We start from the raw sequence: 19,416 nt of genomic DNA on the forward strand, positions 1-19,416 counted from the left end.
TGTGCCAAAAAATTAGCTATGTACACTGGTTTAAAGAGCTAGTCCCACCTGGTTAAATTTACCTCTTGACAGGGTTACTATGTCCATTTTTACCTAGTTCATAAGTACCGATTCAACACTTCTGGATTTAACCAATTTTCCAAATAACACTAACACGGGCTGATACAAATCACAAGCATCTTTTAAAATATCTGGATAATACTCACCACTTGCTAAAGTGATCCAATTATGACCATCTGGTTTATAATCTCTAAATGAGTTATATTTTTGATTCATCTTTAAAGATTATTGGTATCAGCTTATAATTTAGAACATAGTAGGGCGCGGTAGGGTGTGTTAGACCGAATAATTGAGGGGACACAATCAATAACTGTGATCTTGCTGACGTACCAGCCATTTGGGGAACACAGACTAACCCAAGCAAGAAACTGGGTTGCGTTCATCTTCTCATGAGTGCCTCCCACCTCTGGTGAACTACCCCACCCTGTCGTTGGCGAGGATGGGGCTTCCTGATTCAACGGGAACTGCATCTAACAAAACCGATGTTTTGCCAGGTTGTCTTACACTCCCTCCCCGGGCAGTATCGCTGGTTCCCAACGACAATATCCGCAAGGCTTCATTTCTGATATTTTGTGCCGCATAGTATTTGCCATCAGAATTTTGGGAGACTGTCACAGTTTTGATTGTCCCTTCAAATTCTCAATGACTATGGCAGTAGACTAGCCCAATCTTCCCCGGTAGTTTGATATAGTCTCCTTCAAACTTAACGTTGGCGGGATAACTTAATGACTGCCGACCATGCTTTGACTTGAAACGGGGCAATTGCGCCCGCTTCTCAAAGCAGTTTTTGTAGGCAGTGGAAAGATTGAGAGCAACAACTTGCAAGGACTGGGAATAGGCATCCCTTAGCCAAGGGTATTCCTTTTTTAACCCTGGCAACAGACTCTGGATATATCCACGAGATAATCCTTTGCCTGTCTTGAGATATGTTTGTTGGCATAGGTTGAGTGCAAAATTCCAATGCCAACGATAGCATCCAAAGGCCTTGGCGAGAGACACTTTTTGGTCGTCGGTTGGGTAGATGCGATACTTGTATGCCTTATACATTATCTTGATTGGCTGTTGCCGATCACATTGTAGCTGCTCATCCGAGGATTCGCGATCGCTCAGTTGGTTTATTGGTTGCTATTCATCCCCTCCCTGCAAGGGAGGAAGGGGAATTCCGCAACATTTTGTTAAATTTCCGAACCAGTTAGCCCTAGGAAGCGCTCACAGTAGAGGTTTCAGGTTCATCCACTGGAAGACCTAAAGCCCGCTTTTCTTCGGGTAATAAGTCCGTTTGAGACAGCCCTAAAACCTGTTTATACATCCGTACATACTCTTGTGCGGACTTATCCCAACTGAAATCAAGGGACATCGCTCGTTTCTGCATTTCCCGCCAGTATTGAGGATAACGGAAACTTTCCCATGTCCGCACCATACAGGTGAAGAAATCTAAGGGTTCGTAACGGTCAAAACAGTAACCCCAACCGTCTTGATTGAGAGGATCATGGTGTTTTACGGTATCCACTAAGCCCCCGGTGCGGCGGACGATGGGGATACAACCGTAGCGCATAGCCATCATTTGGGTGATGCCACAGGGTTCAAAACGGGAAGGCATAAGGAATACATCACAACCTGCATAAATCCGCCGGGCTAACCCATCATTATGGAGGATTTGCACGGACATCCGACCGGGATAGCGGGCGGCCATATGCCACATTTGGCTTTCGTAGTAGTGATCGCCTGTTCCCAACAAAACAAACTGCGCGTCAGTATAGGCCATAAAACGATCGAGGATTTGCAACAGCAGATCAATCCCCTTCTGTTCTACTAAGCGTGTCACCATCCCCATTAAGAAGCGCCCTTCATTCATTTCTAGACCTAACTCTTCTTGTAGGGCAGATTTGTTAGCGGCTCTTTGGTCTAAAGTTTCAGCGTTAAAATTTTCTACAATATAACGGTCAGTTTCTGGGTTATACCGTTCCACATCCACCCCGTTGAGAATGCCCCACAGTTTCCCACTAATAAAAGACATCAAACCGTCTAAATTTTCCCCATAGGCTGAGGTTTGAATCTGTTTGGCATAGGTGGGAGATACGGTACTTACTAAGTCTGCTGACTGTACGGCCGCCGCCATTGTATTATGTCCCTGCATATACCAAGGACACCAAGTCATTTGGTCTAAACGCCAACGCCAAGGCCCTTGATAGGCTAAGTTGTGAATGGTGAAAATTGTCTTAATTTCGGGAGTTTCCTGCATCCAGACTGGAATCATGCCTGTGTGCCAATCATGACAATGGAGAATTTCTGGTTTCCAGTCTTCATAGTTCCAAGCAAATTCAGACGCACCATTGGCAAAGAAGGTAAAACGCCAATCCTCGTCTTCTCCGTAATAAATTCGCCGAGGATCAAAAACTGGATGTCCAAAGAGGTATAGGGGAACATCGGTACCGGGTAGGAAGGTTTCATACACGGCGAATTCTTGGAACATGGCACTACCAAGCCAGACAGGTTCTTCGGGAATGTCTAGTTTATCGCTTAGGAAACCGTAGTAGGGCATAAAAACCCGCACATCATGCCCCATTTTGCGCAAAAATTGGGGCAATGCACCAACCACATCACCCATCCCCCCCACTTTTGCTAGAGGAACTGCTTCTGCCGCCACAAATAGAATCTTCATCGCTCAGTTCATATTTCTTTAATATTGCTTGCAGTATGAAGGATGAGGGGATAAAAGGCAATAGGAATTGTCAAGGGAATAGGGAATGGGGAATTGAGCATTGATAATTGATAATGGTTCATAAGGTCTTGAGATTAGCGCTCAATTTGGGCGAAGATTTCGGCGAGAATTTCCTGGGCGCCTTGTTCTTTGAGTTGATGGGCGAGATTAATCCCTAGTTGTTCCGCGTCACTGGCTGGGCCTGTCACCTCGTCTTTAATTAAACGTTGACCGTCTAAACTGGCGACCATTCCGGTGAGGGTGAGGTTTTGCCCGGTGATTTCGGTATTCACTCCGATGGGGACTTGACAACCGCCTTCGAGTTCCCGGAGAAAGGCGCGTTCAGCTAGAGCGCGGGCGGTGGTGGGGGGATGGGAGATGGCTTGTAAGATGCTCAAAATCTCGGTATCTCCTTCTCGGCACTCAATGCCTAATGCTCCTTGTCCGACGGCATGGAGGGAAATCTCGGCGGGAATGACTTGGTGAATGCGATCGCCCATGCCTAACCGTTCTAAACCTGCTACAGCTAAAATGATGGCATCATATTCCCCATTGTCCAGTTTGGCTAAACGGGTGTTGAGGTTGCCCCGAATGTCTTTAAACTCCAAATGGGGGAAGTGATAGCGCAGTTGGGCTAAACGACGCAGGGAAGAAGTCCCTACTACGGTTCCGGGGGGCAATGTCTCCAACTGTTTATCCTTGTGCTGTTGGGCGACTACTAAAGCATCGGCCGGATCTACCCGCTCTGTTACACAGCCTAACATTAACCCCTCGGGGAGACGAGTGGGTAGGTCTTTGAGGGAGTGAACGGCAAAATCGGCTGTTTTGTTGAGTAGTCCTACTTCCAATTCTTTGGTAAATAATCCCTTGTCGCCAATCTTAGACAGTGCCACGTCCAGAATTTTATCCCCCTGGGTACTCATCATTTCTACTTCAAAGGTGTGGTCGGGGAATTGTTGCTGGAGTTGATCCCGTACCCAGTAAGTCTGAACTAAGGCTAATTGACTTTTCCGGGAGGCGATGCGAATGGTGCGAGGAGGACTAGAAGTCGAAGTCATATAACGATTTTTGTACAAATATCAATTAAGGGACTCGATCTAGAGTATCGCAGTGGCGGGTACTTCTGAACGTTTTCGGACTGTTGGGTTTATTAAGTTTTTTGACGCTTCCTGAATCTTTGTGGCGATCGCCGAGCCAATCTTGGGAAAAGCTTAATATCAGGAGAGGGGTTCAAGTTCCGTTGATATACTTGAATTAAGCATAAGTCGGCGTGAAAACCTACGTCAGACCGTCTTATGCGGGTTGCCTTGCCTCTCTCATTCTAATTGCTGATTGAGATCCCGAGTTGACACGGGGACATCTTTCTCCATCACCGACTGTACATTCATCACCTAAAACCTATGGGAACTGGGTGCAAAAACATCTAGGAGGTTACTTACAATGAAACGCTTACTTTCTGCATTGGGGATTGTGGTTGGGGGACTGGTCTTAATCGCTCCCCAAGCGTATGGACAAACGGCTGAAATTTTAGAGCCAATGGAACCGACCAACCGCGAAATATTCGAGGCTGTGGGTTATGGTGAGATGACGGCTGATGAACTAGGGATAGGAGGGAGATACTATCCTCAACGGTCTTGGAAACAGTGGATTCTCCCCCACATGATTAGCTCTTTATCTTGTGTCCCAGATACCCACTTTGATCGGGTGAGTTGCTATGGGGATCCGGATTACCGCGTAACTATTGCCCCAGAGGAACAATGGCGGATAGTCAGCGATTACAACTATGAAGATACTTTAGTTGATTATCAGTTTGCCCGTTTAGAAAATGTTGGCGTTTGGATGAGGGGACGACCTTTAGCCAATAATCCTCGCGGTACCATTGCCGTTGGACTGAATTTCTAAGGGGGTTTCTCGTTTTTCCTTGGACGAAACAGGCGAAATTCCGCCTGTTTTGTTGTTTTGAACAACCAATAGTCTGAAGGGGGCTTGGTTTCCCCACTCGTCTAATACAGTGGGGGAGTTCATAAATAGCGGTGTTCCCTGTGCGCGGTGAGAATGCCACTCTTGTGCTGCCGTATAATGAGTTGTCACGTTTCGATCTCATCCCCAATGCCCATGATTCGCGAAGCAGTGGAATCAGACCTGAGCGCCATTGTCCAGATTTATAATGAGGCTGTGGTCGGTCGCAAAGCTACCGCAGATTTAGATCCAATTTCGATTGAAAGTCGTTTGACTTGGTTTCATGAACATACTCCCGAGTCTTACCCGATTTGGGTCTTAGAGAAAGAGGGTAAGATTGCCGCTTGGCTGAGTATCCAACGCTTTCATCCTCGTCCTGCCTATACTGCAACGGCGGAGTTAAGTATTTATGTGTCCCCTTTGTGCCAAAAACAAGGGATGGGAAGGATTTTGTTACAACACGCGATCGCCAAATCCCCCGCCCTAGGCATTAAAACCTTAGTCGGTCTTATTTTCGCCCATAATGAACCGAGTTTAAAACTCTTTGAACGGTTTCACTTTTCTGAGTGGGGCTATCTGCCGGGGGTAGCTGAATTAGATGGGGTGGAACGAGATTTAGTTATTATGGGAAGGCGTTTGATTTCCTAAGACCCCATTTGTTTATTAGGAAGGTGCTGTCTCCCCTCCCTTGCCAATAATTATCCCCTAGACTCACTAACTCCATATCTTAAGATTGTATGGCTTGTTCACGCAGGATTTAAGAGAATTACCAATCTGGCAAAATCAGATATTCAGGCACGAGGCAACAGAATGATTAGAATTACCGAAGAATTCCTAGAACAGGGTAAAAGTAAACGGGGAAGTTGGTCAAAAAAACAATTGGCTTTATTAGGGGTTACTTACCCGTTAAAAGCGGGCTGGAAAGAGAGAGTTTTAGGTCAAGTTATTTCGGAAGAAAATGCTACATTATTTATTGAATTGAAGGATAAGCATATTAAACCAGAGCCTCAAGATGAGGTGGAACGATCTGTGGTGACATCGCCTAAGCCTATGGCTTGGGGGGAGTTCAATCCTGACCTCACCCATTCTGAACTGACTCAAGTTATGATCTATACCGATGGAGCTTGTTTAGGGAATCCGGGAGTGGGGGGATGGGCAGCTCTGTTAATTTATCGCTCACGGACGAAAGAAATTGTCGGTTCTGAATCTTCACCAACGACGAATAATCGCATGGAAATGAAAGCGGCTATTGAGGGATTAAAAGCCTTAAAACGTCCTTGTAGGGTGCAGTTATATAGTGACAGTCAGTTGCTTATTAATACAATGAATTATAATTGGAAAAAGAAGGCAAATCAAGATTTATGGCACGAGTTAGATGAATTAAATAGTATTCATCAAGTGGAGTGGATTTGGGTGAAGGGACACGCGGATAATGTGTTTAATAACCGGGTGGATGAGTTAGCGTTTCAAGCAGCTAAAACGGTAAACTCCTGACTCCTTTGGCTAGATTTTCCTGCTCTATTCGTTTGGTTGAATTATGCCCAATTTTTACCCTGCCCAAACTCACCCCCTCCTAACGCGCTTTGTCCAGAGTCTCGCCTCTCCTGTTGCCTATGGGCTGTATCGTCTCCAGGTCAAGGTGAGCGAGGAGGATGTGGCCTTGTTGCGATCGCTGAGTGACCAACGCTACATCCTGATGCCCAATCATTCTAACTTCCAGGATGGTGTTGTTCTGTTCCTACTTTCTGCCCGAGTGGGTCAACTGTTCAACTACTTAGTCGCCTACGACAATTTTCGCGGACTTTTAGGGGCATTTTTACCCCGGATTGGGGCTTATTCGATTAAACGGGGAGTAGGCGATCGCGAAAGTATCCTACACACCCTAGACTTGTTAAAACAACCCGCTTGTCACATGGTTATCTTCCCGGAAGGGGGCTGTTCCTTCCAAAATGATACTGTAATGCCCTTTCGCACCGGAGCGGTGCAAATGCCCTTACAAGCCCTCAATACACTTGCTAAACAAGGGGATACCTTGCCCAATTTTTATCTAATTCCCGTCAGTCTCAAATACCGTTACACTTCCACCATGCAATCCACCATTGCCGAGAGTTTGCACCAGTTAGAAAGCACCCTCGGCATAATCCCTCCTGAACAGGACTTTTACCCCCGTTTACGCGCCATTGGGGAGCAGGTAATGCAGAATCTAGAGCGAGAATACCAAATCACCACACCGCCCCATTTAGACTGGAATCAGCGCATTGAAGCCATTAAAACCCATGTTCTTAATTACTGTGAGCAGGAACTGAATATTATTGGATCCGCTCATTTACCCATGCGGGAACAAGTGTATAAAATCCAGTCCCTTCTGGAAACAGAAACCCAAGAAACAACTGCCCACCAAAAAATTTATCGTGCTACTATTCGCCTGCTCAATTTTGATGCCATATATGATGGTTATGTAGCAGAAAACCCTACACCAGAAAGGTTTTTAGACACGATTATCCGCTTAGAACGAGAAGTATTTCACCTTGACCAACCGCCCCCGAAAGGACATCGAGAGGTTCAGGTGAAATTGGGGAATCCCATCAACTTAAAAGACTATTGGTCAGCCTACCAAGAAGAGCGCCCAAGGGTTATTGAACAACTTACGAGACGGGTTCAGCAAGTGGTTCAGGATAACTTATCTAGGGCTTGCTGATATCAATTACCAATTCCCCACTATTTCTCAAGTACTTAGATAATTAATCCGAGCAAAAGGTTCTAAAGCCCCTAACACTTGTCCCCCATAACTGCGATAATTCACCCGATTATCTAATAGAGCCACCACCCCCTGAGACTCACGCACCGGGAGAACCGCCCATTGTAACTCCCGTAAAGCCGTCGGTAACAGATACTCCCGAAACCAATCCTGACGCTGTTGTTTGTAATAGTTCACCTGTCCAGCCACTAAGGGATGTTCTACCGAGGGAAAAGGCAGAGTCGCAATAACTAATAACTCCGGAGTAGGCAGTAAATCATGATATTGATGCCAAAAAGACCACCCCGCCACTAAAATCCCATCAGGCTGCATCTGAGTTGTTTCCACCTGCACCAGTGAGCCATATTCAGCCGCTAGAGTTGCCCCGACTTGGGCTTTAAGGGGGACATCATCCACCAAAATCACCACAGGGCGCTGAACCCGACGGAGGCCATCTAGACCATATTTGAGGGACTGCTCCACCATCCCCCCCCGACAGAGACGGTGCAGTTGTGGTATTAAGACCTTTTGAAATTCAGGGGTGTTCGGCATGGGCAAACGGTCGGGAAGGTACAGTTGTATATGTTCCGTTTGGCGGTTGGCCGAAAATTTAAGGCAGGTCAGATCCTCCAGCCCCAAGCGTTGACGGTAAGTAGGGGCTTGGGGGTGGGAATCGAGGAAAGCCCCCATTAAAACCACAGGTTGTTTCTGCCAGAGAGGATGTAGATAGGCGGCCACATCAATGGGGGCGAGATGGAGACTAAAGGTCTGTTGGCCTCGGTTTAAAGTCGTCCAGATTAGGTATCCGGGTTGTTGGGACTGGTCTTTAAACTGCTGCCAGAGGGGGGGCAAATCACCGGGGGGGAGGGTCTGCCAGAGAGGGATGAGGAGTTCCTGTTCACTAGGGTCTAAACAATAACACTGATAGGGGTTAGACGGGTGTTTAAACAGAGTTTCACCCAGCTGTTGATAGATTTGTTCAATGAGGGAGTGATCGGCCTGATAAGCGGCGCTGAGTTCTTGCCAGTGGTTGGAGTGGAGGTGGAGGGTGAGGTGTTCCCGAGTCCAAGTTTCCCAGTCGTCTACGGGGTCGATGAGGGTGGGGAAGGCTGGGGCGGAGGGGTCTTGATTGAGCCAATGTTGAGGGGAAATGAGACATAAACCGGAAAAGGTGGGATCGGTTGGGAGATGATCCTCTCGGATCACCTTTTTTTCCACGCCTAACCAACTCAACAGTTGAGGAATGGTCTGTTCTAGCCATTTGACTTGCTGGGTGGGAGGAGTGACTAAAACGGTGCCTTTGGGCCACATTAAAGCGGGAATTAAGTAACTTAAGGCGTAGGTGTCACTTTTGGCGGCCGTTTGAATTAAAGCAGAACGACCTAAGCGCAAAGCGCGGGCTACTAATCGGCCCATCGTTAGGTGATGGTGCCAATGGGGGTGTCCTTGTTCTCGTAAGAAGGCCAGAAGGCAAGAATGAACGTCTGCTTCAATCATGGGGTTTGGCGGGAGGCTAAAACAGAACGCTCAGAAACTGCATGACAATATTAGTCGGGGGTAGGGTTAACCGCTCCACGGATGAGCTAGAATCCTTCTCGGAACTGCGCTGGACATTGCCGCGACCAAAATTTGGATTGTGATAAATGTCTAGGGTGGTGTTCCGAGAGTTGGTGATTACAGTATAGGTGGGAGCGTTGAGAAAATTAATCGCTTCTTCAGGTAAACCTTGATGACGGTTAAGTTTAAGAGGTTTTAAGCGGTTAATGGTGGAGATCAGGCTAGACCCTACTTGACGCAAATGTTGGGCGTTTTCTGCATTTAACTGAAGACTGTCATCTTTGCGGATGGTTTGGAAAAGTCCCATGAGGTGCCGTTCAATGATGGTGTGGTCTTGAAAGGGTAAGGTTGCCCCGTAGGCCATCATAAAGAGTTGCTCGTTGCGATCGATTTGGAAGGTTAAATAGGTGCGGCGAGAACTGATTTTAATATTCGGGGGATGACTCAAGGTGGGGTAAACCTGATCAATTTGGTGGTAAAGGGCGGCTAGGGCGAGATTGGCGGAGAGGTTAAAGGGTGCATCGATGGTGATTTGAATGGTGGGGGGGGTTTCGTTAAAAAAGGTTTGGGTTTTTTCTGGGGTGAGTCGGTAGATTTGACTTTGATCTCCTTCGGGACTTAAATCTACCCAGTCGCAACTAATGCCTCGGGTTTTTAGGCCTGAGCGGGAGACTCCATAGAGTTTGGCTCCGGTTAAAATGGCTCCGGTGAGATCGGCTCCGCCCCACTCGGCGCGAATTAACCGGGTTTTGGAGAGATCGGCATGGACTAAACTGGCGTTGACTAAGTTGGCTCCACTGAGATCGGCGGCCATTAGGTTGGCTCCACTGAATTTGGCATCGCTTAAATCGGCCCAGCGTAGGGTAGCACCGCTTAAATCGGTCCAGCGCAAGTTTGCACCCCGTAAGTCGGCTCCGCTGAGGTTGGCTCGGCTGAGATTAGCTTGAGATAAGTCGGCTTCTCGTAGGTTGGCTCCGCTGAGGTCGGCCCGGGAGAGGTCGGCTCCACTGAGGATCACTTGTTCTAAGATAGCGTCGGTTAAGATGACATCTCGTAGATTGGCTTCACTGAGGTTACAGTAACTGAGGTTGGCTGAACGGAGGGTGGCTTCTCGGAGGTCTGTGCTGTCGAGGTTGGAGCCGCTGAGGTTGGCGTGACTTAGTTGAGCGCGGACTAATTCGGCCCGGATGAGGAGGGATTCGGTGAGTTCAGCATGGCTGAGATTGGCTCGGATGAGGTTGGCGACGTTGAGGGAGGCGCGGTTCAGTTTGGCGCGGGTGAGATTGGCGGCACTGAGTCGGGCAACGTTGAGTTTGGCTCCGTTGAGATTGACCTCGCTGAGGTTGGCTCCACTGAAGTTGACGACGTTGAGTTTGGCTCCGCTGAGGTTGACTCCACTCAGGTTCATGTCTCTTAGGTTAGCTTCACTGAGGTCAATGGAACCAAATTCTCGGATGCCAGTTGCATAGAGATGGCGTAGTTCTTTAACATTCATCTAGGCTTTTTTGCTCCTCAAGGTCATCAATGGGGCAGGTTGGGTTCGTTTTAGGGGTAAGGTCAAGGTAATGAGTGAAATTGTGCAAAAAACAGTGGGAATTGTTGGTTTAGGGTTGATTGGTGGGTCTTTGGGCTTAGAGTTACGTCGTTTGGGCTACCGGGTTTTGGGTGTATCCCGACGGCCTGTGACTTGTGAAAGGGCGATCGCCTTGGGGGTGGCGGATCAGGCTGAGATTGAGTTAGCGACTGTATCAGAAGCGGATGTGATTTTTATTTGTACGCCCCTGAACTGGATAGAAACGAGTATTCGACAATTATTGCCCGATTTAAAACCCACTACAGTCGTGACGGATGTGGGTTCGGTCAAAAATCCAATTGTAGAGGCGATCGCACCCCTCTGGGAAAATTTCGTCGGGGGACATCCCATGGCAGGCACGGCAGAACAAGGTATTGAAGCCGCTCAGTGGGGTTTATTTAAAGATGCTCCCTATGTTTTAACCCCCCTCCCCTCTACCCCCACTGTCGCCGTAGAACAGGTTAAAGAGATTGTACAAGCATTAGGTTCTCGTTTGTACTGTTGTGAGCCGCAACAGCATGATCGGGCGGTGGCCTGGATTTCTCATCTGCCGTTGTGGGTCAGTGCTAGCTTAATTGAAGCCTGTTTACAGGAGGAGGAACAAGCGGTATTACAGTTAGCCCAAAGTTTGGCGAGTTCGGGGTTTCGGGATACCAGTCGGGTGGGAGGAGGTAATCCGGAGTTAGGGGAAATGATTGCTCGTTACAATGGGAGGGAATTATTGCGATCGCTCTATACTTATCGTCGGGTGTTAGATCAAGTCATCGCCCAGGTCGAAGAGCAGGACTGGGAACATCTACTGCATTTACTCGGGCGCACGGAATCCGCCCGCCCCGCTTTTGTCAAGCACCCGCCCTCTCCAGGCTGACCCATCTCTCCTCACAGGGATTTCTCCCCAAAGTGCAGACTAACCCACGTATCATGGAATCAAGAGTTAACCAGTTTTGAGAGGGTGATAGCATGAGCTACGACTACGATTTATTTGTCATCGGTGCAGGTTCTGGAGGCATTGCCACCGCCAGACGAGCCGCAGAATATGGGGCTAAGGTGGCTGTGGCTGAAGATGACCGCCTGGGGGGAACTTGTGTCAATCGCGGCTGTGTTCCGAAGAAACTCATGGTCTATGCCTCTCGTTTTCCTGACCAGTTTGAAGAAGCTCAAGGCTACGGTTGGAGCGCGGTAGAAAGTCATCTAGACTGGTCTAAGATGATTAGGGTCGTTAATGATGAGGTGACACGACTCAATGGGATTTATCAACGGATGTTAGATAATTCCAAGGTGACGGTATTCCGCCACCGTGCCACGTTTATAGACTCTCACACCCTACAAGTGGGAGAAGAAAAAATTACGGCGGAACGGATTTTAATTGCGGTGGGGGGAAAACCTGTTAAACCCAATCTTCCGGGGATTGAACACACGATTACTTCTAATGAGATTTTCCTGTTGCCTGAACAACCCAAACGGATGTTGATTATTGGCGGGGGCTATATTGGCTGTGAGTTTGCCTGTGTGCTGCATGGTTTGGGAACTGAGGTGACACAGGTCATTCGAGCCGATAAAATCCTGCGCGGGTTTGATGATGACTTGCGCACGACGATTCAAGAGGGCATGATTCAACATGGTATTCGGGTATTAAATCAAACAAATCCGGTGTCCATTGAACGGACGGCTGAAGGTTTAAAGGTGACGCTCAAAGGACCCAATGGGGATGAGTTTGTGGAAACCGATGCAGTGGGTTTGTCGGCAACGGGGCGGATTCCCAATCTCCAAAATTTGGGGCTGGAAAATACGGCGGTTGAGGTGCAAAATGGGGCGATCGCGGTCAATGAAGACAGTCAAACCTCAGAACCCCATATCTACGCCGTTGGAGACTGTACCGATCGGGTGAATTTAACCCCGGTGGCTATTAATGAAGGTCGGGTCTTTGCGGATACGATTTTTGGCGGTAAGTCTCGGGTGATGAGTTATGAAAATATCCCCAGTGCGGTATTTACTACCCCAGAAGCCGCCACAGTCGGCCTGACTGAAGCAGAAGCACAGGCCAAATACGGCGATGCGGTAAAGGTCTATCGCACGAAGTTCCGCCCGATGTATTACACTTTGGCCGGGAAAGAGGAAAAAACTATGATGAAGTTAATCGTAGATACCAATACCGATCGGGTGGTGGGCGCCCACATGGTTGGGGATCATGCGGCGGAAATTATTCAAGGAGTTGCGATCGCCCTCAAAACTGGAGCGACAAAAGCTAACTTTGACGCAACTATTGGCATTCACCCCAGTTCGGCGGAAGAGTTTGTTACGATGCGTTAGCTCCCAGTAATAGACATCTCCGGAAACTCTATTTTCGGAGATGTTCACTATATAGGGCTTGCTGAATAACTCTACTCGTGGGGCTAGGGAATTGATAATTGATAATTTCTCCCCCGCTCCCCCTCTCCCCTGCTCCCCTGCTCCCCCTCTCCCTTGTGGATTACAAAACTCAAATGAAAACGCTATAGAGAGTCGGTCAACCATCAAGATTGCGACAACGTTCCAAATAAATGGCAATAACAGGATCTTCTGGGTTTTCGACTTGGCACTGCTCAAATAGTGCAATGGCTTCGTCTAAATGACCTAAATGATATTTTGTAATGCCTTGTTCAAACAGGGTCTTGGTGAGGCGTTTTTGGGTTCTCAAACTGGGTGGATCAGAGTTAAAGACTTCATAGATTGTAATGGGTTGAACTCGTCCTTTAACTTGTACTCGATCAATAATGCGGAGATCATAGTTAGCTAAATATTTTAGCTGAGAAAATGTATGTTGGGAAATCAATAATGATACCCCATATAGTTGAGTTAACCGTTCAATGCGAAAGGTTAAATTCACGGTGTCACTGATCACGGTTCCATCCATGCGATTTTTGCCTCCGACAATGCCTAACATTAAATCTCCGGTATTAATGGCAATTCCGATTTTGAGTGGGGGAAAATTAGAGTTTTGGTGCTGTTGATTCCACTGTTTGAGAGCGCGTAACATATAAATACTGGCGGTAATGGCATCATCAGGACTGCGGGGAAATAAGGCCATGATGCCATCTCCCATGTATTTATCTACAAAACCGTGATGATCTAAGATCAGGGGGTCCATCTCCTGTAAGTAGGAATTGAGGAACAGGAAATTTTCTTGGGGTGTCATCCCTTCTGAAAGCTTGGTAAAGTCCCGGATATCGGCGAAGAGAACTGACATTTTCTTTTGAATGCGATCGCCAATTTCAATATCTATAATGCTTTTCTTGGAGAGGAGGTGAATAAACTGTTTCGGCACAAAACGCGAATAAGCTTGGGTTAACTCTAATAAATCATTGGTTAACTTGACCCGCACTTCCTCCGCATTTTTCCGATCTGTAATATCTTGAAAAGCGGTTAAAGCGTAAATGACCTTGCCTTCCTCGTCAAAGATTGGCGTTCCCCAACATTCAATGGGAATCCGCACGGCATCCCGTTGAATTTCTAAATTATCCGCTTTTGTACTTTGTCCCCCTAATGCCTTAACGGCTACTAAGTCTTGAGTTGGATAAAGGTCGGGTTTATCTAATACATAAAGCTGACAAACTTCTGACATTTTCTCTAAGGTCAAATCTGGAAAGTGACTTTTTCCTAATAGGTCAGCCGCTTTCCGATTCATATAATACAAATTTCCTACTCCATCAAAAACCATCACCCCTACGGGAATCGCTTCTAAAAATTGGGCTAATCGTTGCTCGCTTTCCCGAGTGACATCTTCTGCTTGTTGATAAAGCAAGGATTCCATTAAATCGCCGTGTTCGGTGGTATTGGCCAACAGGATGGTTAAATCCCGCATATCCTGCTTAACGACCGATAAAACGGTTTCTAAGGCGGCTAAAGCTCGTTGACGTTCTTTGACTTCTTGGGCGAGTTGTTCGTTGGTGCGTTGTAATTGGGACTCAATAAAATCCGCATGGCTGACGGTGTTTTCTAAGACAATCTCCAGATCCAATTTTTCTTGGCACAAGCGAGCATTTTCCTGACGTAGTTGCTCAATCTCTGCTCGGAGGGCTTCGGGAGAGGTGGAATCATTGGCCATAATGTGCTGAAAGCTTGGAAACCATACTGAGCAGTGTAAATCATTTCGCGGAACCAACAATCCCACGGATCGCTGGAAGCTCAACTCTTCTCTATTCTGGCATCTTTTCACGTAGGGAATGGGTTATTCCTGTTGATCTATTGATTTTCGGGTGGGGAAATGGCAAGATGTATGTACTACTTGGAGGAAGAAGAGATTAAGGATCTATGACAAGTTTAAATGTGGTGAATTTAGTAGGGCGTGCGGGGTCAGATCCCGACGTGCGTTATTTTGAGTCTGGATCGGTGTTGTGTGAATTACCGTTGGCTGTGGACCGGATGAGACGGGATGATAAGCCGGATTGGTTTAATTTAAAGATTTGGGGGAAAACGGCGGAAATTGCCGCTAATTATGTGAAAAAGGGGAGCTTGATTGGGATTCAAGGCTCGTTGACTATTGAAACTTGGAGCGATCGCAATACCGGAAGCAATCGCTCAAAACCCGTGATTCGCGTGGAGCGTTTAGAACTGTTAGGCTCAAAACGAGATAATGAAGCCCATGCTAACCAAAACACCTACAATGACGCGGAATTTTAATAACGAATCTCCAGCGTCACAGAGGCCTGCACGTCCTGTTCTCCCCCAATAATTGGCGTAGCATCTGCGGCCATAGCTTCGGCGCGCTGCATGAGGGGGCGGGGGGTGGGCGGGGTGGCACTGTTGATGGAAATGCTAATAATTTCCTGACGGCTGAGGTTTAAGGCGGCTAAGACAGCATCGGCTTGGGCTTTAGCGTCTTGGGTCGCTGCTTGTAGGGCGACCTTTTGAGCGGTGGAAATGGCACTGTCGCTGGCGGTTAAACGAATGCCATCAATGCGGGTGGCTCCGGCTTGGATGGCGGCATCAATGACGGCTCCGGCCTCGTTGCTGGGGGTGCGATAACTAACGGTGCTGGTGCCAATATAGCCCACGAGTCGCTGTTGATTGTTGCGGTATTCGTAGTTGGGTTGTAAGGAAATGCCCGTGGTTTGTAATTGTTCGACATTGCGCGATCGCAACACATTCACCACCCCATTCATCCGGCGGGCGACTTCGGCTTGTACGGCGGTGGCACTGCTTTCTCGCACTTCCACCCCCAGCGTAACATCGGCTAAGGTGGCGGCAATGCTCTCACGCCCTTGTCCGGTGACAGTGAGGGTGCGTAATAGGCGTTCTTGGGCGCGGGCGCTCATAGGGATAGTAAGGGCAACGAGGGCTAAACTGAGGGCTAACCAACGTGAGGGACGTTGGCAAGGTAGAGAGGCGAATGGTAAAGATTTCATAGCGGGAATCAACTCCTCATGATATTGTTTCCATGCTAGAAAATCCTGAGGCGGTTGTGTCTCAGGTTACGGTTTTGGCAACGAAAAATTTAAGTTGAATGAATTATGGTTCTGATTTTAACCAACGACGATGGGATTGATGCGCCGGGGATTCGGGCCCTACAGCAGGCACTCGCCCAAGATGCCTTGATTTTTGCCCCTCAAGGTCAATTATCCGGCTGTGGGCATCAGGTGACGACGGGAGTTCCCTTGCAGGTGGAACGGCGCTCTGAAACAGAATATGCGATCGCCGGAACTCCAGCCGATTGTACCCGAGTGGCTTTGTCCCAATACGGGAGCGAGATTGATTGGGTTCTCTCGGGAATTAATGCCGGGGGGAATTTGGGCATAGATGCCTACATCTCCGGCACTGTGGCCGCCGTGCGTGAGGCCGCCATCTACAATATCCCAGCCATTGCCCTTTCCCACTGGATTAAACGCCCCCTCGTCCTTGACTGGGACATCACCACCCAAAGAGTCGCCAAGGTACTCGATAAATTGATGAGTTTACCCTTGCCTGCTAAAAGTTTTTGGAATGTCAATCTCCCCCATCTGCCCCCCGGCTCCCCGGAACCAGAACTGGTGTTTTGTGAACCGAGTACGGATCCTTTGCCTTTGAACTATCGCATTGAGGGGGACTGGTATCACTATGAAGGGGTGTATGAAGAACGCGATCGCACCCCCGGCAGCGATGTAGATGTGTGTTTTAGCGGAAATATTGCCGTGACCCAGATTCGTTTGTGAAAATTGGCGTTATCCTGTGTTAAACCCCAGTCTGGGGCAGTGGCTTGTTTGTCTACCCGTTAGGAGGCCATGTAATGGTCAGACTGGGAGTCCCCACGCTGTGATAGCTGGGGATGATGTCAATATGACAGCACAAGTCCGCTAGCCCTTGTCCTTCTAACAAGGGCGACGATACGCTAAAACACCAGACTGTGGCAAAGAATCATGACCTACACAACGGAGCAACTGATCGAGATTCTGGAGCAAGAACTCCGCGCCAGTTGGAAAGGGGAACGGGTATTATTATCCGCCGAAGAACGGTTTAATGATCCCGTCCTCGCCCCCCTCCTCGGAAGTCACAAAATCGGCAAAGTCTACGCCTATCGAGAATTTCGTGAGCAAGTTCACCAGTATCAAAAAGACCATCAAGTGTCCGGTTTAGTCTGGCGGACTTGTCGCTTTAAAGGGCAAACGGTGCGTTATCCTGAACTGCACAATCAACTGATTGCTTTGGAACAGGATAAAGAGATCCTGCTACAAAGTAAGGCCAGCGTTTTGGAATTTTGGCAGCAAACCACCCCCGGCCTAAAATTCTGGTTCGCTGGGCATGATCCCCAAGCCATCACGCCGGAATTAGTGGAACAATTGGCGCAGGATGCAGAATGGGCGGAAGTGGATGCTACCTTGACGGAACTTTATCTCGGACTGTGTTGGGGAAATCCCCAAGAGTGTCATTATCAATGGGCTATGCCAGAATCAGGATGTCGGAGAATTGTTGCGGCTCCGAACCGTCCTAGTTTAATTAAAGTCTAGTCATGCGGAAATTTCGTTACGGGTGGATGGTGTTAAGTGCGATCGCCCTTTTACACCCTTCCCAGACCCTACAAGCCCAAACCTGCACCGCCGGAAGCAGTTGCCCTCCTCCCCCCCTACAAGTCATTCCCGGCCAATTAGTGCGCGTCGAAGTCATCAACCGGACGCCCATCCCCATTCAAATTGAACAACTTTATGCCACCGGCCCCCTTGCTCTGGGCCCAGGTGAAATCTCTCCCCTGCTCTTTGGCAACACCATCCGTAACTTTTCCCTCATTTTCTGGGAGCCCACTGGGAGAAAACTGTTTGCCAATGTTTTCCAACCCGAGGAACAAGTCCTGCGCATTGAAATTTTACCCGGTGGAGCTATTGAAGGAGAAGGGGCCGTTTACTTGCGCAATGATGGGCGGATTGATGTGTTTTGATTAATCTGTTTTGATTAATCTGTTTTGATTAATCTGTTTTGATTAATCTGTTTTGACCGACTCGGTAGGACTTGATCGAAGAATTAACCATCCATAGACTGGTCTGTGATAGGAGTATAGAAGGGGTTGCCAGATTTGAATGAGTGCAAACCCTTCAGGAGAATTCTTGAACTAATCTATTGACCCAGAGCGAAGTGAGGATAAAATCTTGGCTAGAGTGCGCGTCCGTCAGCACGTTAACCCTTTAAGTCGTAAATACCAACAACCCATTACTCCCCCGCCGTGGGAACAAGTGTTTCAGTTCCCCCAGCAACCCCTCCATTTAGATATTGGCTGTGCGCGGGGTAGATTTTTGTTAGAATTAGCCCCCCTACAACTAGATTGGAACTTTTTAGGGTTAGAAATTCGAGAACCTTTGGTCATAGAAGCCAATCAGAAGCGAGATCAGGCTCAGTTGCACAATCTGGCTTATTTGTTCAGTAACATTAACATTGATGCCGAGATTTTGCTGCAATCGTTGCCAGAAGGCGTTTTACAACGGGTATCTATCCAATTCCCCGATCCGTGGTTTAAGCAACGACAAAGCAAGCGCCGTGTGGTGCAACCGGAGTTAGTGGGGATTTTGGCGCAATATCTACCTGTGGGGGGGGAAGTGTTCTTACAGTCCGATCTGGAGGGGATTGCAGTGGAAATGCGCGATCGCTTCCAAGAACACCCCGCTTTCCACTTAACCCATTCTACCCCCTGGTTACAGGAAAACCCCTTACCTGTCACCACCGAACGGGAACGAGCTACCTTAGCGAAATCTGAACCCGTTTATCGTTGCTGGTTTGAGCGAGTTTAGGAGGGCGCGTCAGCAGGACTGTCATTCCTGTTTAATCCCAGTTAAGCCTTCTGACGCACCCCAATAGCGGATTATTTCGGATCAGAATCCGAAGGAGGAGACGAGTTCGATTCAGTGAGAATCTTCCATGCCGCATCAACGGCCCGATCCACGCGATCGCCCCACGTCTTCATGTCGGACAGTAACATCTCCCAGTTCTTATTCGCCGTGTCCTCCACAGCAGACACCGATTTTTCCATGGACTCTCGCTGTTCATCAAAAAAACCGCCCAATTTTTGCAAAGTGTCTTGCGCTTGACGCATGGCTGTTACATAGGTTTCCCGCGTCATTTCCCCCGTAGACTCAATTTGGGCTTGACTTTGCTTTTTAATCGCCTCAATCAAGGCCATCATGTGATATCTGACCTCATCCGACTCCCCTCCCATTTTCTGCTCTACGAGAGCCTTCGTTTCTTCACTCACGGAACTAGAGGAAGAATCAGAATTAGGGGAGGTTTCGTTAGTTGGTGATGTTGGTTCAACCATAATTTTAGAACATACTCCTAGAGGTTCACCTTTATTTTAACGGTTTCCCTCAATTCCTACCAACTCCCCTAAAGCGA

At 48.1% G+C, this 19,416-nt stretch carries 19 protein-coding genes and 1 pseudogene; 11 read left to right on the forward strand and 9 right to left on the reverse strand.

What is annotated here, in order from left to right:
- Window positions 1-93: 93 nt before the first annotated feature.
- From K4A83_RS13385 to hemC, 4 genes and pseudogenes are all read right to left on the reverse strand, one after another.
- Complete coding sequence (locus K4A83_RS13385; RefSeq protein ID WP_265265093.1) at window positions 94-276, reverse strand: hypothetical protein; 183 nt, start codon at window positions 274-276, stop codon at window positions 94-96.
- A gap of 357 nt (window positions 277-633) precedes the next feature.
- Window positions 634-1,107, reverse strand: a pseudogene (locus K4A83_RS13395) (RNA-guided endonuclease InsQ/TnpB family protein); the annotation flags it as partial.
- 151 nt (window positions 1,108-1,258) lie between these two features.
- Complete coding sequence (gene glgA / locus K4A83_RS13400) at window positions 1,259-2,722, reverse strand: glycogen synthase GlgA (protein ID WP_265265096.1); 1,464 nt, start codon at window positions 2,720-2,722, stop codon at window positions 1,259-1,261.
- 134 nt (window positions 2,723-2,856) lie between these two features.
- Window positions 2,857-3,819, reverse strand: a complete 963-nt coding sequence (gene hemC, locus K4A83_RS13405; protein ID WP_265265097.1) for a hydroxymethylbilane synthase — start codon at window positions 3,817-3,819, stop codon at window positions 2,857-2,859.
- Between the two features lie 382 nt (window positions 3,820-4,201).
- Here hemC and K4A83_RS13410 point away from each other — a divergent pair, with 382 nt between their 5' ends.
- The 4 genes from K4A83_RS13410 (at window position 4,202) to K4A83_RS13425 (ending at window position 7,418) form a co-directional block, all read left to right on the forward strand.
- Complete coding sequence (locus K4A83_RS13410) at window positions 4,202-4,663, forward strand: hypothetical protein (RefSeq protein WP_265265098.1); 462 nt, start codon at window positions 4,202-4,204, stop codon at window positions 4,661-4,663.
- Between the two features lie 207 nt (window positions 4,664-4,870).
- The gene (locus tag K4A83_RS13415) at window positions 4,871-5,368 is read left to right on the forward strand and encodes a GNAT family N-acetyltransferase (RefSeq protein ID WP_407810029.1); all 498 of its coding nucleotides are present in this window, start codon (window positions 4,871-4,873) and stop codon (window positions 5,366-5,368) included.
- A gap of 402 nt (window positions 5,369-5,770) precedes the next feature.
- Window positions 5,771-6,214 carry a ribonuclease H family protein gene (locus K4A83_RS23235; RefSeq protein ID WP_407810031.1) on the forward strand — a complete coding sequence of 148 codons (444 nt, stop codon included), beginning with the start codon at window positions 5,771-5,773 and terminating at the stop codon, window positions 6,212-6,214.
- 43 nt (window positions 6,215-6,257) lie between these two features.
- A complete protein-coding gene (locus K4A83_RS13425; RefSeq protein WP_265265102.1) occupies window positions 6,258-7,418 on the forward strand; it encodes a 1-acyl-sn-glycerol-3-phosphate acyltransferase in 1,161 nt (386 codons plus the stop codon).
- 27 nt (window positions 7,419-7,445) lie between these two features.
- Here K4A83_RS13425 and K4A83_RS13430 read toward each other — a convergent pair whose 3' ends face one another.
- Both K4A83_RS13430 and K4A83_RS13435 read right to left on the reverse strand, forming a co-directional pair.
- Window positions 7,446-8,954: a helicase C-terminal domain-containing protein gene (locus K4A83_RS13430; protein ID WP_265265103.1), complete on the reverse strand. Its 1,509-nt coding sequence runs from the start codon at window positions 8,952-8,954 to the stop codon at window positions 7,446-7,448.
- Between the two features lie 16 nt (window positions 8,955-8,970).
- The gene (locus K4A83_RS13435) at window positions 8,971-10,509 is read right to left on the reverse strand and encodes a pentapeptide repeat-containing protein (RefSeq protein WP_265265104.1); all 1,539 of its coding nucleotides are present in this window, start codon (window positions 10,507-10,509) and stop codon (window positions 8,971-8,973) included.
- Window positions 10,510-10,579: 70 nt separating this feature from the next.
- On the opposite strand from K4A83_RS13435, the gene K4A83_RS13440 reads away from it, so the two are divergent.
- Together K4A83_RS13440 and gor are read left to right on the forward strand one after the other, a co-directional pair.
- Entirely contained in the window at window positions 10,580-11,455 is an 876-nt protein-coding gene (locus K4A83_RS13440; protein ID WP_265265105.1) for a prephenate/arogenate dehydrogenase, read from the forward strand.
- Between the two features lie 92 nt (window positions 11,456-11,547).
- Complete coding sequence (gene gor / locus K4A83_RS13445; RefSeq protein WP_265265106.1) at window positions 11,548-12,897, forward strand: glutathione-disulfide reductase; 1,350 nt, start codon at window positions 11,548-11,550, stop codon at window positions 12,895-12,897.
- A gap of 196 nt (window positions 12,898-13,093) precedes the next feature.
- Here the strand turns inward: gor and K4A83_RS13450 are convergent, their stop codons facing one another.
- Window positions 13,094-14,671: an adenylate/guanylate cyclase domain-containing protein gene (locus tag K4A83_RS13450; RefSeq protein WP_265265107.1), complete on the reverse strand. Its 1,578-nt coding sequence runs from the start codon at window positions 14,669-14,671 to the stop codon at window positions 13,094-13,096.
- Window positions 14,672-14,877: 206 nt separating this feature from the next.
- On the opposite strand from K4A83_RS13450, the gene K4A83_RS13455 reads away from it, so the two are divergent.
- Window positions 14,878-15,246 carry a single-stranded DNA-binding protein gene (locus K4A83_RS13455; protein WP_265265108.1) on the forward strand — a complete coding sequence of 123 codons (369 nt, stop codon included), beginning with the start codon at window positions 14,878-14,880 and terminating at the stop codon, window positions 15,244-15,246.
- On the opposite strand, the gene K4A83_RS13460 is transcribed toward K4A83_RS13455, so the two are convergent.
- A complete protein-coding gene (locus K4A83_RS13460; protein WP_265265109.1) occupies window positions 15,243-15,971 on the reverse strand; it encodes an SIMPL domain-containing protein in 729 nt (242 codons plus the stop codon). The genes K4A83_RS13455 and K4A83_RS13460 overlap by 4 nt on opposite strands.
- A 105-nt stretch (window positions 15,972-16,076) precedes the next feature.
- Here K4A83_RS13460 and surE point away from each other — a divergent pair, with 105 nt between their 5' ends.
- From surE to trmB, 4 genes are all read left to right on the forward strand, one after another.
- A complete protein-coding gene (gene surE, locus K4A83_RS13465) occupies window positions 16,077-16,754 on the forward strand; it encodes a 5'/3'-nucleotidase SurE (RefSeq protein ID WP_265265110.1) in 678 nt (225 codons plus the stop codon).
- Window positions 16,755-16,958: 204 nt separating this feature from the next.
- The gene (locus tag K4A83_RS13470; protein ID WP_265265111.1) at window positions 16,959-17,546 is read left to right on the forward strand and encodes a hypothetical protein; all 588 of its coding nucleotides are present in this window, start codon (window positions 16,959-16,961) and stop codon (window positions 17,544-17,546) included.
- Window positions 17,547-17,548: 2 nt separating this feature from the next.
- Window positions 17,549-17,971: a hypothetical protein gene (locus tag K4A83_RS13475; protein WP_265265112.1), complete on the forward strand. Its 423-nt coding sequence runs from the start codon at window positions 17,549-17,551 to the stop codon at window positions 17,969-17,971.
- Window positions 17,972-18,179: 208 nt separating this feature from the next.
- The gene (gene trmB, locus K4A83_RS13480) at window positions 18,180-18,815 is read left to right on the forward strand and encodes a tRNA (guanosine(46)-N7)-methyltransferase TrmB (RefSeq protein WP_407810030.1); all 636 of its coding nucleotides are present in this window, start codon (window positions 18,180-18,182) and stop codon (window positions 18,813-18,815) included.
- Between the two features lie 71 nt (window positions 18,816-18,886).
- Here the strand turns inward: trmB and K4A83_RS13485 are convergent, their stop codons facing one another.
- The gene (locus tag K4A83_RS13485; RefSeq protein ID WP_265265113.1) at window positions 18,887-19,339 is read right to left on the reverse strand and encodes a hypothetical protein; all 453 of its coding nucleotides are present in this window, start codon (window positions 19,337-19,339) and stop codon (window positions 18,887-18,889) included.
- Window positions 19,340-19,416 lie beyond the last annotated feature (77 nt).

This window comes from Spirulina subsalsa FACHB-351, from assembly GCF_026130165.1.
Lineage (GTDB): Bacteria > Cyanobacteriota > Cyanobacteriia > Cyanobacteriales > Spirulinaceae > Spirulina_A > Spirulina_A subsalsa_A.

Excerpts from the sequence above, each read along its gene's own strand:
- K4A83_RS13485 (WP_265265113.1), bottom strand. The coding sequence starts at position 19,339 with ATGGTTGAACCAACATCACCAACTAACGAAACCTCCCCTAATTCTGAT.
- K4A83_RS13435 (WP_265265104.1), bottom strand. The coding sequence starts at position 10,509 with ATGAATGTTAAAGAACTACGCCATCTCTATGCAACTGGCATCCGAGAA.
- glgA (WP_265265096.1), bottom strand. The coding sequence starts at position 2,722 with ATGAAGATTCTATTTGTGGCGGCAGAAGCAGTTCCTCTAGCAAAAGTG.
- K4A83_RS13460 (WP_265265109.1), bottom strand. The coding sequence starts at position 15,971 with ATGAAATCTTTACCATTCGCCTCTCTACCTTGCCAACGTCCCTCACGT.
- hemC (WP_265265097.1), bottom strand. The coding sequence starts at position 3,819 with ATGACTTCGACTTCTAGTCCTCCTCGCACCATTCGCATCGCCTCCCGG.
- K4A83_RS13455 (WP_265265108.1), top strand. The coding sequence starts at position 14,878 with ATGACAAGTTTAAATGTGGTGAATTTAGTAGGGCGTGCGGGGTCAGAT.
- K4A83_RS13430 (WP_265265103.1), bottom strand. The coding sequence starts at position 8,954 with ATGATTGAAGCAGACGTTCATTCTTGCCTTCTGGCCTTCTTACGAGAA.
- K4A83_RS13425 (WP_265265102.1), top strand. The coding sequence starts at position 6,258 with ATGCCCAATTTTTACCCTGCCCAAACTCACCCCCTCCTAACGCGCTTT.
- gor (WP_265265106.1), top strand. The coding sequence starts at position 11,548 with ATGAGCTACGACTACGATTTATTTGTCATCGGTGCAGGTTCTGGAGGC.
- K4A83_RS13440 (WP_265265105.1), top strand. The coding sequence starts at position 10,580 with ATGAGTGAAATTGTGCAAAAAACAGTGGGAATTGTTGGTTTAGGGTTG.
- K4A83_RS13385 (WP_265265093.1), bottom strand. The coding sequence starts at position 276 with ATGAATCAAAAATATAACTCATTTAGAGATTATAAACCAGATGGTCAT.
- K4A83_RS13450 (WP_265265107.1), bottom strand. The coding sequence starts at position 14,671 with ATGGCCAATGATTCCACCTCTCCCGAAGCCCTCCGAGCAGAGATTGAG.
- K4A83_RS13470 (WP_265265111.1), top strand. The coding sequence starts at position 16,959 with ATGACCTACACAACGGAGCAACTGATCGAGATTCTGGAGCAAGAACTC.
- surE (WP_265265110.1), top strand. The coding sequence starts at position 16,077 with ATGGTTCTGATTTTAACCAACGACGATGGGATTGATGCGCCGGGGATT.
- K4A83_RS13410 (WP_265265098.1), top strand. The coding sequence starts at position 4,202 with ATGAAACGCTTACTTTCTGCATTGGGGATTGTGGTTGGGGGACTGGTC.
- K4A83_RS13415 (WP_407810029.1), top strand. The coding sequence starts at position 4,871 with ATGCCCATGATTCGCGAAGCAGTGGAATCAGACCTGAGCGCCATTGTC.
- K4A83_RS23235 (WP_407810031.1), top strand. The coding sequence starts at position 5,771 with ATGGCTTGGGGGGAGTTCAATCCTGACCTCACCCATTCTGAACTGACT.
- K4A83_RS13475 (WP_265265112.1), top strand. The coding sequence starts at position 17,549 with ATGCGGAAATTTCGTTACGGGTGGATGGTGTTAAGTGCGATCGCCCTT.